Consider the following 12,771-nt stretch of genomic DNA (forward strand, 5'->3'; position numbering starts at 1 on the left):
GTTATGGATGTCGTGCCCTCTCCCGATGGATCCTTCTCCCCCGCCCGTGTTCCCGCTCCGTCCGCGCCAGGACCGGCAATGTCCGCGCAGCCGGTGCCGCCAGGTCCGGCAGGAAGTACCAAAGGGGCGTCGCCCAAGGCCGTGGACAAGGAGACGACGGCGGGAATCCTCTTTGGCATCGGCGCCTACGGGCTGTGGGGGCTGCTCCCGCTGTACTTCTTTGTGCTGATGCCGGCGGGCGCCGTCGAAATCGTGGCCAACCGCGTGGTGTGGTCACTGCTGTTCTGCGCGCTCCTCATCACGGTGACCCGCTCATGGGCCGCCCTGGGGCGGGCTTTGCGGAATCGCACCGTGTTCGGCTCGCTGGCCGTGGCCGCCTTCCTGATCGCCATCAACTGGCTGACCTACACCTACGCAGTAACTACCGGCCAGGCCGTGGAGGCCTCACTGGGCTACTTCATCAACCCCCTGGTCTCCGTCCTGCTGGGCGTCCTGGTGCTGAAGGAAAAACTGCGCCCGCTGCAGTGGGCGGCCGTGGCCATCGGCTTCATCGCGGTGGGAGTACTCACGTATTCCTATGGCAAGCTCCCGTGGATTGCGTTGACGCTGGCCATCAGCTTTGGCCTGTACGGCTTCGTCAAGAAACGCGTTGGGCCCAAGGTGGATGCCGCCACCAGCCTCAGCGTGGAAACCATGGTTCTTGCACCGTTCGCTGCCACCACCATGATCTACCTGGCCGCCTCAGGAACCGCCACCCTCACCACGCAGGGCCCAGGCCACTTCTGGCTGCTGCTGGCTTCCGGTGTGATCACGGCCGTGCCGCTGCTGTTCTTCGGGGCCTCGGCCCGCAGGCTCCCCATGACCACCATCGGGTTGCTCCAGTACTTCGCACCGCTGCTGCAGTTCATCCTGGCGCTGCTGGTGTTCAAGGAAGCGATGACCCTGGACCGCTGGATCGGGTTTGGCGTGGTGTGGCTGGCATTGCTGGTCCTGACCGTGGACATGCTGCGCACCGCGCGGAAGACTTCGGTGGCCCGGCGGAGGACCGACGCCTCCCTGAAATCGTCCTGACCCCTGTTGCCGGGAACCCCGGTGGAGTAGGTTGCTCGGATGGAGGACTCATATCAGGTCATCGTCATCGGGGCCGGATTCGCCGGCATCGCCGCCGCCAGGGAGCTTGGCCGCAAGGGCGTTCGCGTACTGCTGATCGATTCGAACAACTACCACCAGTTCCAGCCCCTGCTGTACCAGGTGGCCACCTCGCAGATCGGTGTCTCGGCCATTGCCCGGCCCATCCGGTCGGTCTTCCGGCGGCACAGGAACGTGCGCGTCCTGACGGCGGAAGTGGCCGCCATCGACGCCGAAAACCACACCGTCACCACCGCCGGGGGCGACATGTTCCGGGCCCGGATCCTCGTCCTCGCCGTCGGCGCCGTACCCAACTTCTTTAATACTCCCGGCGCCGAGGAGAACGCCTTCCCGCTGTATTCGGTCACGGACGCCACCAGGCTCGGCACCAGCGTGACCCGGCTGCTGGACCGGGCTGACCGGGAGCCGGGCGCCATGGTGGATATGGTCGTGGTGGGCGGCGGGCCAACCGGCGTGGAGACTGCCGGCGCCCTGGCGGAAAACATCAAATTCGTGGTGACCAAGTACTTCTCCCCCGAACTCGCCGCCCGGTGCCGCGTGCACCTGGTGGACATGGTGCCGAACGTCCTGGCCATGTTTTCGTCAAAGTCGCAGGAGTACACCCGCAAACGCCTTTCCAGGATCGGCGTCCAGCTGCACATGGGAGTGGGCGTTACCGAGGTCCGGGCCGACGGCGTGACGCTGGCCGACGGGACGGACATCCCGGGCGGAATCGTCGTCTGGGCCGGCGGCCTTGAAGGCGGTGACCTCCTGGCCGGCTCCGGCCTGCCGCAGGGGAAAGGTGGCCGGATCGACGTCCGGACGGACCTGACTGTTGCTGACGCGGAAGGAGTGTACGTCGTCGGCGATGCTGCCAACATCACCGATTCAACCGGGGCCAAACTGCCCCAGCTTGGCTCCGTGGCGCAGCAGGCCGGCAAGTGGGCTGCCCGCAACATCCACGCCGATCTCAACGGCGGTACCAGGCAGCCTTTCCATTACGTGGACAAGGGGTATATGGCGATGATTGGGCGGGGCGCCGCCGTGGCCGAACTCGGCCGCAAACGCGTCCAGCTCCAAGGTCCGCTGGCTTTTGTGTCCTGGCTCCTGGTGCACCTTGCGCTGCTGTCCGGATTCCAGCAGAAGGTCCGCGCCCTGTTCTCCTGGCTCAACGGGTACGTCCTGCACAGTCCGGCGCAGGTGGTCATCGGCGGGCCGGACAACGAGATCCGGTAAGAGCGCCCAATAAGCACCGCGCCAGCCGTACTTAAACCCCTGTTGCCCCGGAACAGAAAGTTCCGGGGCAACAGGTTTGTTCGCGCCGTTGCGAGGGGGCGCTAACTCTGTGCGGACCGCGTTACGCGTTGGCCTTGATGGCCGCGGCCAGGACCTCCAGGCCGTCGTTCAGCAGTTCATCGGTGATGACCAGCGGCGGCAGGAGGCGGATCACGTTGCCGTAAGTGCCGCAGGTGAGGATGATGACGCCTTCCTTCAGGCAGGCGGCAGCAACAGCCTTAGTCAGCTCCGGGTTGGGTTCCTTGGACCCTGCCTGGACGAGTTCGATGGCCAGCATGGCGCCGCGGCCGCGGACGTCGCCGACCACGGCAGAACCTGCACCGGCCAGCTCGCTCTGCAGTTCGCGGAGCCGGGCGGTGGCGAGGGATTCGATGTGGCGGGCACGGCCGTTGAGGTCGTATTCCTCCATGGATCCGATGGAGGCCAGTGCGGCGGCGCAGGCTACCGGGTTGCCGCCGTAGGTACCGCCCAGGCCGCCCGGGTGGACGGCGTCGAGCAGTTCTGCCCGGCCGGTGATGGCGGACAGCGGCATGCCGCCGGCGATCCCCTTGGCCATGGTCAGAATGTCCGGGATAACGCCTTCGTGGTTGACGGCGAACCATTCGCCGGTGCGGCAGAAACCGGACTGGACCTCATCGGCGATGAAGACGATGCCTTTTTCCTTGGCCCAGTCGGCGAGCGCCGGCAGGAAGCCCTCGGCCGGGACGATGAAGCCGCCCTCGCCCTGGATGGGCTCGATGATGATCGCGGCCACCTGGTCGCCGCCGATCTGCTTCTCGATCATGGTGATCGCCCGCTTGGCTGCCTCGGCACCGGTGATTTCCGGGTTTTCCTCGCGGAACGGGTAGCTCATGGGCATACGGTAGACCTCGGGCGCGAACGGGCCGAAGTTGGTCTTGTACGGCATTGCCTTGGCGGTGAGTGCCATGGTGAGGTTGGTGCGGCCGTGGTAGGCGTGGTCGAAGGCGACGACGGCGTCACGCCCGGTGGCCAGGCGGGCCACCTTTACCGCGTTTTCCACTGCCTCCGCGCCCGAGTTGAAGAGCACGGTGCGCTTCTCGTGGTCCCCCGGGGTGAGGCGGTTCAACTGCTCGGCGACAGCCACGTAACCTTCGTACGGGGTGACCATAAAACAGGTGTGCGTGAAGTGCTCCACGGCTTCCTTCACGGCCCCGACGACGGCGGGATCGGATGCGCCTACGCTGGTCACGGCGATGCCTGAGCCCAGGTCGATAAAGGAGTTGCCGTCCACGTCGTGGATGATGCCGCCGTCGGCGTCCGCGACATAAACAGGGACGGTGGAGGCGACGCCGGCAGCAACTACGGCTTTCCGGCGCTCGGTCAGGGCGACGGACTTCGGACCCGGGAAGTCGGCCTGGACGCGGCGCTTCTGCTCCAGGCGGAAGGTGATGTCTGATGCGGTGGTGGTCATGGGAAACCTTTCAGGAATGGCGGGGAAGTGTTGGGGCGTGTTGCTGTGGCGGGGCGCTACGCGTCAAGTGCACTCATCACATGCTTGATGCGCGTGTAGTCCTCGACGCCGTACATGGAGAGGTCCTTGCCGTAGCCGGACTGCTTGAAGCCGCCGTGGGGCATTTCGGCGGTGAGCAGGATGTGGGTGTTGATCCAGACGGCGCCGAAGTCCAGGTCCCGGCTGAGCCGCATGGCGGTGCCGTGGTTGGAGGTCCAGACGCTGGAGGCCAGGGCGTAGTCCACGTCGTTGGCCAGCTCCACCGCTTCCGCCTCCGTGCTGAACCTCTGCACGGTGATGACGGGGCCGAAGGTTTCCTGCTGGACGATGCTGTCCGTCTGCTTCGCACCGGTGATGATGGTGGGTTCGAAGAAGAAGCCCTTCTCCCCTGCCCGGTGTCCGCCGGTTTCGATCCGGCAGTTCGCGGGCAGGTTCTCCACCACCGAGGTGACCTGGTTGAAGTGGTTCACATTGTTCAGCGGGCCGAAGTAGTTGTCTTCGTCGTTCTGGGAGCCGGTGTGCAGGGTCTTCGTGTGTTCCACCATGGCGGCCACCACGTCGTCGTGGACTGAGTCCTCCACCAGCACCCGGGTGATGGCGGTGCAGTCCTGGCCGGCGTTGAAGAAGGCGAATTCGGCGATGGCGGCCGCGCTCTTCTTGATATCGGCGTCCTTGAACACGATGGCCGGCGCCTTGCCGCCGAGCTCCAGGTGGGCGCGCTTGAGGCCCTTCGCGGCACCGGAGGCGACGGCGATGCCGGCGCGGACCGAGCCGGTGATCGAAACCAGGCCGGGGACTTTGTGGTCCACCATCATGGCGCCGGTCTGGCCGGTGCCCAGCACAACGTTCAGGACGCCGGCCGGCAGGATGTCGCCGGCGAGGCGGGCCAGCACCAGAGTGGACTCGGGGGTGGTGTCCGAGGGCTTGAGGACAACGGTGTTGCCGGCGGCGAGCGCGGGGCCGACCTTCCAGATGGCCATCAGGAACGGATAGTTCCAGGGGGCCACCTGCGCCACGACGCCGATGGGTTCGCGGCGGACGTAGGAGGTGTGGCCTTCGAAGTATTCGCCGGCGGACTTGCCCTCCAGGATGCGGGCGGCTCCGGCGAAGAAGCGCAGCTGGTCGGCGCCGGCGGCGACTTCCTCAGAGGCAATCAGGGAGCGCACCTGGCCGGTGTTGCGGTGTTGCGCCTCCACGAGTTCGTCGCTGTTGGCCTCGACGGCGTCAGCGAGCTTGAGCAGCATCAGCTGCCGCTGGCCCGGTGTGACGTGCTTCCAGCTCTTGAAGGCTTCCTTTGCTGCGGCCATGGCCGCGTCCACATCCTGCTGGTTGGAGATGGGCGAGAGGGCCACTACTTCACCGTTGGTGGGGTTCACGATGTCCAGCGTGCCGCTGCCGGCGGGCGTGACAAAAGAACCGTTGATGAAGTTCTGCAAGGTTTGGACCACGGTGTGCAACCTCTTTCCTGGGGGCCATCGGCGTCGAAACAGATGGATCTGACTGCCTTGAGCCTATGCCAGCACCCCTGCCCCGTGAATAGTCACCTGCACACCTTTTCTGCTGCTTTTTAGTGCGGTTGACTAGCGCCCGTTTATCCTTGGTTCATGGCCATTTCCCTTGCCGCCCTCCTGGGTGTCCCATCCCTGAACCTGTCCAAAGTGGGGGTCGCCGAGACCACCTGGCACCAGGACATCAACTGGGTGGCAGTGACCGAGCTCGAGGACCCGCAGCGCTTCATCAACGGCGGCGAACTCGTCCTCACCACCGGCCTGCGGCTGAAATCGGCCCCCGAGCAACGGCGTTTTGTCCGCCAGGTGCAGCGGGCCGGCGCCGTGGGCATCGGCTTCGGGGTGGGGCTTTCGCACGAGGCAGTGCCCCCGGCCCTTCTCGCCGAGGCCAACCGCTGGGGCCTGCCCGTGGTGGGGGTCCCCTACGAGACGCCGTTCATCGCCATCGGCAAGCTGGTGGCGGATGCCCAGTCCGCGGACCACTACGCCAAGCTGGAACGGCTGATCGCCGGACACCAGGTGCTGGCGCGTGCACTGCTGACGGGCGGCGGCCTGGCCGAACTCCTGAAACACCTGGGCGGCATGCTCCGGGCGGACATCGCGCTCACGCAGTTCACGGCCCAGCTGTACAACAGCACCAGGGACGCTCCGCAGGCCGATACCTGGGCTTCCTACCCCATCCCCACCGGCCGGCGCGACGCCTGCACCCTGTGGGTCCGCAAGCCCTTCGAAGACTCCGGCATCATCGGGTACGCACAGAACCTGATCAGCGTGGAGCTGAACAACATGGTCAAGCAGCGCCAGGCCGAGCGTGCGCTCTGCGGACAGGTCCTGGAAGACGTGATCCACGGAGCCCTTGAAACCAGCGAGGCCCAGCGCCGCCTGGCCGGTGTGGGCGTCAACAGCACCCGCAAGAACGTGGTGCTGCTGGCCGTCTCGGCCGCCCACCACAAGGCCCTGGTGAGCACCTCCGTGCCGCGGGAACTGGAGAAGTGCGTTGCCGCCGTCGTGGGCAAGGATCTGGTGCTGGTGATGAACGACGACGGCGGGGCGGCCCCCTCGCTGGCACGGAAGTTGAGCGACCACCTGGCGGAGGCGGGGATCCATGCGACGATCGGCATCGGCGGGGCGTACACCAAGCCGAACGGCCTGCGCTGGAGCTACTTCGAGGCGCGCGACGCCGCCAGCCACGGGCTGCCTGTCAACGAGCCGGAGCGGCTGAGCCTGACGTCGCTGCTGCTGGCCAGCGAGGACGTGCCGCTGGCGGATATGGCCCACGAGTCTTTGAACCCCCTGCGGACCTTCGACGCCGCCCATGGTGCGGAGTTGATGACCACGCTGGAAAGCTACCTGAACAACAACGGTTCCGTGGCCGCCGTCGCCGAGGAGCTCACGCTGCACCGGAACACGGTCAGGTACCGGCTGGCGCAGATCACCGAACTGACCGGTTATGACCCCGCGGTTACGACGGACAGGGTGCAGCTTTGGCTTGCACTTGCGGTGGCCCGGCTGTCCGCCCGGCAGGGGAAGTAGCGCCAACCGCAACGCATGTGGGGACTAGATAACCCCGCGCCGCAGCAGGGCGCGGGACTTCTTCCGGGCCTTTCGGTACTTGGCCTCGGCGGCGTCCATCAGTTCCGCCTGACGCTTCCCCAGCTCAGCCAGGGCCTGCGCCGCGGACTCAGGCACGCTGGAACCCGCTTCGATGTCGTGCAGCAGGTTCCGGGCAATCAGGGCATCCCGGAAGTCGCCTAGGATCTTCTGCTGCTTATGGGCGGCCTTGACCACTTTCCCGGCGCGCTTGCCGGTCACCAGCGCCGCTGACTCGGCCACATGGCGCAGCCGCTTGGCGTCCTTGCGCACCTGGTGGAGTGCGTCTTCGTGGTCAGCGCCGCGCCGGGCATTGCGGGCCGCCTTCTGCGAGCGCCGCAGCCGGCGGGCGGACTTGTCCACCGCCTTCCCGGCAATTTTGCGGCCCGGGGCCACCGCTTCCGCCCGCACCGGCGGGTGGTCGCGGAAGTCCTCCAGGTTGTCCAGCAGACGGAAGTAGCGCTCTGACTTGAGGGCCTCCTGGGCGCGCCGGTAGCCGGCGTTGAATGCCCCACCGGCCTTGCGCTCCACCTGCTCCTTGACGGCGTCTGTGGCGTCCCCCGGCGGGAGCTCGTCCAGCTGCCCCCGCAGCCGTTCCAGCACCACCTGGGAGTCCCGCGGATCACCGAGCAGCACGGCCAGCCAGTCGAGCTCATCCCGCAGGCGCGTGACCGGCATGGCCCGGTAAAGCTTCCGGTACGCCACCAGCGCGGAGCGGAGCCGCCGGATGGCGGACCTCATGTTGTGGATGCCCTCAGGTTCCTCCAGCCGGACCGCGGCATCCTCGGCGAGGAGCCGGCGGAGTTGCTCCGCGACATAGACGGTAACGACGGCGGCTGCCGGAGCCTTCTTCCCGGCAAGGAGCGCCGCCGGGCCTTCCCACTCCTCCGGAGCTGCGGCACCGCCCGGGTCACGGCCGAGTGCGCGGGCCAGCTTCGATGCGTGGCCGGCGGGGCGGGCGCCCGCCGCGGTGAGGACTTCCTCAGCAGGGGCAAACAGGTCCGGTCCGCCATGGACGAGTTCAAGCTCCCATTCGCGCCAGCTTTGCCGGTGTTCCGCCGCCTCTCCGTGGTGCAGGCGGGTGGCGTCCACCTGGTCGTCGGCCAGGTCCGCCAGATGGACTCCGTCCTCGCCATACAGTGCGTGCGTCGTGCGCCGGGTTTCGAGCCGGACTACAGGCCTCACTTCGTCTCCCCGCAGGTACGCCTGCACGCGCGCCAGCAGGCTGTCGGGAACGACGCCGGGCTGGCCCAGCGGTGCATGCACCTCCCGGCGCCGCTGCGGTTCTGTTTCCGCGGTGGCTTCCGGCGGCAGCTTCAGGTGCCACCCGGCGTCGGTTCCCCCGGTGCGGCGGCGCAGGGTGATGCGGTGTGAGGCGAGCGTGTGCTGGTCCGTATCGAAATAGACGGCCTCCAGGACGGCTGACCGGGGAGTCCCGACGCGGGCCACCCCCGGCAGTTCTTCCAGCGCGGGCACTGTGGCGTCATCACCGACGTCGTACTTCTTCTCGATCTCAATTCCCTGGGAAGCCATCACAGCCGTCCTTCCGCGTTTGGTCCAGCGCGGGCCTGACGGATTCGCGTCCCGGCCCCCGCAGGCAGTCTATTGCCCCGGCGTGATGGGCCGGGAGAGCTTGCCCACAAAACCCTAAACATCAAACGTCTAACCTTTAGGCTGGAGGGATGCCCGCCACTCCCCCTTCTCCTGCCGCCCTGTTCACCGCGCCCTCTTCGGCACCCGTCACTGCTTCCGCTCCTGCGCCTGCCGGCGTTCCCGCGCCTGCTGCCGCAAGGACTCCGGCACAGAAGCCGCGCTCCGCCGTCGTGTTCGGTGTTATTGCGCTGGTGCTGATCGGGCTCAACCTGCGTGCGGGCATCACCGGCGCCTCCGCCCTGCTGCACGACCTGCAGACAGTGCTGGGTTATGGGCCGCTGGTGGCCGCCATCATCCCGTCGATCCCCACGCTGTGCTTTGCCCTGGCGGGCGCGGCCACGTCCTGGCTGACGGGCAAGCTGGGCGTGGAAAAGGCCATCCTGCTGTCGCTCTCCATGCTGGCCGGCGGCCTCCTGCTGCGGGGCATCCCCGCCACCGGGATGCTGGTGCTGGGCAGTGTGGTGGGAATGTCCGGACTGGCTGTCTGCAATGTGGCCATGCCGTCCTTCATCCGCGAGCACTTCGCGCACCGGACCTCCCTCATGACTGCCGTGTATACGGTGACGATGACCACCGGGGCTACGGTCACCGCCGTCGCCGTGGTACCGCTGGCGCAGGCCCTCGGATCGCCGTCCGCCGCCGTCGGCGCCATTGGGATCACTGCCGTGGCCGCATTCCTGGGCTTCATCCCCGTGGCCCTGCACGCACACCGCAACAGCACGCGTGTGGCAGCACGCCACGTGTCCCCCTGGCCGCTGCTGCGGACCCGGAAAGGGCTGCTCCTGACCGCCATCTTCACGCTCCAGGCCCTGCTGGCCTATGCCCTGCTGAGCTGGTTCCCGTACATGCTCACCACCATGGGAATGAATGCCTCGGACAGCGGACTGATGTTCGGGCTGATGCAGCTGGTCTCGGTGCCCGCGGGCATGCTGCTCATCGCCATTGGCTCCCGTCCCGGAATGCTGCGCCCGGCCTTTTACCTGGTGAGCCTCACCATGGCGGCCGGTCTGGCCCTGCTCCTGGTCCTGCCCGTGGGGCTCGCTGTTGTTCCCGCCGTCCTGCTGGGGTTCGGCCTTGGCATCTTCCCCCTGGTGATGGTGATGATCAGCCGCAGTGGAGCGAGCACGGCCGAAACCACGGCGCTGTCCACGCTGGCGCAATCCAGCGGTTACCTGCTGGCCACCGCGGGCCCCTTCGGCATGGGATTGCTGCACAGCGCTACCGGCGGCTGGGTCCTGCCCCTTGCCCTGCTGCTGGCCCTGTCGCTGGTCCAGATTGTGGTGTCGCACCTGATCACGGGCAAAGCGATGACCCGCGGCATGGCCCACCCCGCATCCCCCGCCGCTGTCCACACTGCCGGATCCCCCACTGCCGAGGGGAAGTAGGACGCCATGGCCCTGAGCCCCTCCCGCCGGCCGCCGCTTGCCGAGGAAGTCACCGCCAAGCTGCGGAATATGATCCACTCGGGCGAATGGCCCCTCCACCAGCGGATCCCCTCCGAACCCGGCCTGATGACCGATCTGGGCGTCTCGCGCGGCACCCTGCGCGAGGCCATCAAGGCCCTGGCGCACAGCGGCATGCTGGAAGTCCGCCGGGGTGACGGCACCTACGTCCGGGCCACCAGCGAGATCTCCGGCGCCGCCCGCCGTATGTACCAGGACCATACCGAGGCACACATCCTGGAAGTCCGGCTGGGCCTGGACACGCAGGCAGCGCGGCTGGCGGCCCGGAATGCCACACCGGGCGACGTGGCTGCCCTGCGTGCCCTCCTCACCGATCGAACCCGCGCCTGGAACAGCGAAGACTATGAGGGTTGGGCGCGCGCGGACTGGGGCTTCCATGAGCGGGTGGCCCAGGCGTCCGGCAACCCCCTGCTGCATGAGCTCTATGTCAGCTTCGGCGCCGCGGTTCATGGGGATCTGCTTAAGCAGCTCCGCCGGCCGGGATTCGACGGACTCCAGCACGAGGGGCACGAACTGCTGCTGGCGGCCATTGAACAGCGCAATGAGGACACTGCCGTGGCCACCGTCAACCGCAACCTGAACTCCTGTGCGGAGTGGCTGGCGGCATAGTCGCGCTGGCCAGGGGTTTCGCTCCTCCCCAAACGATCAGTAGGCTTACTATCTGACGAAGGTTGTCTCCCTGGCGTATACACCCGCGAACCCAGGGCATCCGCCGACAAATGAGGAGTTCCCATGGCGCGAACACGCCTGACCGAACAGGTGCCGGGCACCGACACCGTGCAGCCGGCACCGGCGGCAAATCCAAATGGGCACGGCCCCACCGCGGCAGTCGAGCGGACGCCGCACGTCCCGGCCCCGGTCGCTGCTGCGAAGAAACGGGAAACCAAACAGCCCGGCGCACTCTGGACAGACGGGCTGGGCAGGGTGGGCAGCCGCTCGGCCCAGGTCCTGCTGATCCTCACCGTTGCCGCGGTGTCCGTTTACGCCCTGATGCAGATCAAGCTCCTGGTCATCCCGGTCCTGATAGCCCTGATCCTGGCTGCGGCGATCGGGCCTTTCGTCAACATGCTCCGGCGCCGCGGGCTTCCGGGCGGAGTGGCCACCGGCATCGCCTTCGTGGCATTACTGGCATTACTCGCGGGCATCGCCACCGTGATCTACTTTTCGGTCCGCAACCAGTGGGGCGAGCTGGCCCAGCAGGCGTCGTCCGGGCTGGACGAGCTGGAGCAGTTCCTGCTGACCGGCCCGGTTCCCGTCGAGCAGGAACAGCTGGACCAGGCACGTGAGGGAATCGTGCAGTTTGCCAGCAGCAGCCAGGTCCGCTCCGGCGCCATCACCGGCCTTTCCGTGGTCACCGAGTTCATCGCCGGGGCCAGCCTGGTGGTGGTCATCCTGTTCTTCTTCCTCAAGGACGGCGCCAAAATCTGGAACTTCTTCCTCCGGCCCTTCAGCGGGAGCCGGGAGGCAAAGCTCCGCCGGGTGGGGAGCCGGACCCTCGAGGTGCTGGGCGGGTATGTGCGCGGCACCGCCATCGTGGCACTGGCGGACACGGTGGCCATCGGCGCCGCACTGCTGATCATGCAGGTTCCGTTGGCCTTTCCGCTGGCCATCATCGTATTCATCGGCGCGTTCATCCCGCTCGTGGGCGCCACCGTGGCTGGCATCCTCGCCGCCCTGGTGGCCCTGGTGGCGAACGGGCCGGTGGTGGCCCTGATTGTGGTGGCAGTGGTGGTGGCCGTCAATCAACTCGAAGGTGACCTTCTGCAGCCGATCGTGATGGGCAAGTCACTGCAGCTCCACGCCCTGGTGATCCTGATGGCACTGACCGCCGGCACCATTCTCGCCGGAATCGTCGGTGCGGTACTTTCCGTGCCCCTGGCCGCCGTCGCCTGGGCCATCATCCAGGTATGGACCGCGGAGGACCCGAACCTGCCGGACATGAACCCGGAACTGCCGCCGGCACACAGCCAGCCCGTCTAGTGCTTCGCATGGATCGAAGGACGACGACGGTCCGGCACCTGGGTGCCGGACCGTCGTCGTGCGCTGTGCGTTACCGCCGCTGCGGAAGGGTGATAACTAACCCCGCAGGCCCGCGAATACGTTCTTGGGCCGCTGCATCTCGCCGTGCTTTGCGCCGAGGATGACCACCAGGCCGGCGAACGCGGGGATGACCCACTGCAGCACTTTGAGCTGCTGCTGCGCCGCTTTCAGTTCGTCCGAAGCATCCGGCCGCGGCTCCGTGGCGCCCTCGGCGCCCTGGTCCGCGAGCTTCTCCACCTTCTTGCCGAGAATGCCGGAATACAGCGTCACCGCGGCGCCCACCACTGTCACGGCAGTCTTGATCACCGTGTCCCGGGCGACGCCTTCCTGCTTGGCGATGCGCTCCTTGTTTTCCCAGGCGATAGCAAGGTCCGCCACCAGGTGGGACGCGAACGCAGCCGTCTGGAAGGGTGCCCACTTCATCCATCCGGCGCTGGAGAGCCGCGTCCGCTCGGACGAATCCCTGGCCGCCGCCGCTGCACCGTTCAGTCCGATGGCACCCATCAGGGACCCACCGAACCATGCCGCTGCCGTCAGGTCGTGAACTGACCGGGCAATAAGATTTCCTGCCATGATGTGCATTCCTAACGTTGAACTTGGTTGAGATGCCGTGCCTGCGGAC

General features: G+C 67.1%; 10 protein-coding genes. 6 read left to right on the forward strand and 4 right to left on the reverse strand.

Features of this window, described 5'->3' with window-relative positions:
- Positions 1 to 3: 3 nt before the first annotated feature.
- Together rarD and QFZ36_RS07020 are read left to right on the forward strand one after the other, a co-directional pair.
- Positions 4 to 1,071: an EamA family transporter RarD gene (rarD, locus tag QFZ36_RS07015; RefSeq protein WP_373427025.1), complete on the forward strand. Its 1,068-nt coding sequence runs from the start codon at positions 4 to 6 to the stop codon at positions 1,069 to 1,071.
- Positions 1,072 to 1,110: 39 nt separating this feature from the next.
- Positions 1,111 to 2,364: an NAD(P)/FAD-dependent oxidoreductase gene (locus QFZ36_RS07020; protein WP_306635009.1), complete on the forward strand. Its 1,254-nt coding sequence runs from the start codon at positions 1,111 to 1,113 to the stop codon at positions 2,362 to 2,364.
- Positions 2,365 to 2,485: 121 nt separating this feature from the next.
- Here the strand turns inward: QFZ36_RS07020 and gabT are convergent, their stop codons facing one another.
- The gene (gene gabT / locus QFZ36_RS07025) at positions 2,486 to 3,856 is read right to left on the reverse strand and encodes a 4-aminobutyrate--2-oxoglutarate transaminase (RefSeq protein WP_306635011.1); all 1,371 of its coding nucleotides are present in this window, start codon (positions 3,854 to 3,856) and stop codon (positions 2,486 to 2,488) included.
- A 56-nt stretch (positions 3,857 to 3,912) separates the two neighbouring features.
- On the reverse strand, positions 3,913 to 5,343 hold the full coding sequence (locus QFZ36_RS07030; protein WP_306635014.1) for a gamma-aminobutyraldehyde dehydrogenase: 1,431 nt from the start codon (positions 5,341 to 5,343) through the stop codon (positions 3,913 to 3,915).
- A 156-nt stretch (positions 5,344 to 5,499) separates the two neighbouring features.
- Between QFZ36_RS07030 and QFZ36_RS07035 the strand changes: the two genes are divergently transcribed.
- Complete coding sequence (locus tag QFZ36_RS07035) at positions 5,500 to 6,936, forward strand: PucR family transcriptional regulator (protein ID WP_306635019.1); 1,437 nt, start codon at positions 5,500 to 5,502, stop codon at positions 6,934 to 6,936.
- A 24-nt stretch (positions 6,937 to 6,960) separates the two neighbouring features.
- Here QFZ36_RS07035 and QFZ36_RS07040 read toward each other — a convergent pair whose 3' ends face one another.
- Complete coding sequence (locus tag QFZ36_RS07040; protein ID WP_306635022.1) at positions 6,961 to 8,526, reverse strand: CYTH and CHAD domain-containing protein; 1,566 nt, start codon at positions 8,524 to 8,526, stop codon at positions 6,961 to 6,963.
- A 149-nt stretch (positions 8,527 to 8,675) separates the two neighbouring features.
- Here QFZ36_RS07040 and QFZ36_RS07045 point away from each other — a divergent pair, with 149 nt between their 5' ends.
- The 3 genes from QFZ36_RS07045 to QFZ36_RS07055 all read left to right on the forward strand — a co-directional run bounded on the left by QFZ36_RS07045 (position 8,676) and on the right by QFZ36_RS07055 (position 12,089).
- Entirely contained in the window at positions 8,676 to 10,031 is a 1,356-nt protein-coding gene (locus QFZ36_RS07045; protein WP_306635024.1) for an MFS transporter, read from the forward strand.
- A 6-nt stretch (positions 10,032 to 10,037) separates the two neighbouring features.
- Positions 10,038 to 10,718, forward strand: coding sequence for a FadR/GntR family transcriptional regulator (locus QFZ36_RS07050; protein ID WP_306635026.1), 681 nt, complete (start codon positions 10,038 to 10,040; stop codon positions 10,716 to 10,718).
- Between the two features lie 123 nt (positions 10,719 to 10,841).
- Complete coding sequence (locus QFZ36_RS07055; protein ID WP_306635028.1) at positions 10,842 to 12,089, forward strand: AI-2E family transporter; 1,248 nt, start codon at positions 10,842 to 10,844, stop codon at positions 12,087 to 12,089.
- A gap of 96 nt (positions 12,090 to 12,185) precedes the next feature.
- On the opposite strand, the gene QFZ36_RS07060 is transcribed toward QFZ36_RS07055, so the two are convergent.
- Positions 12,186 to 12,722 carry a hypothetical protein gene (locus QFZ36_RS07060; protein ID WP_306635030.1) on the reverse strand — a complete coding sequence of 179 codons (537 nt, stop codon included), beginning with the start codon at positions 12,720 to 12,722 and terminating at the stop codon, positions 12,186 to 12,188.
- Positions 12,723 to 12,771: the final 49 nt, after the last annotated feature.

Origin of the sequence: Pseudarthrobacter siccitolerans, assembly GCF_030823375.1 — a bacterium.
In the GTDB taxonomy this organism is placed as follows: Bacteria; Actinomycetota; Actinomycetes; order Actinomycetales; family Micrococcaceae; genus Arthrobacter; species Arthrobacter siccitolerans_A.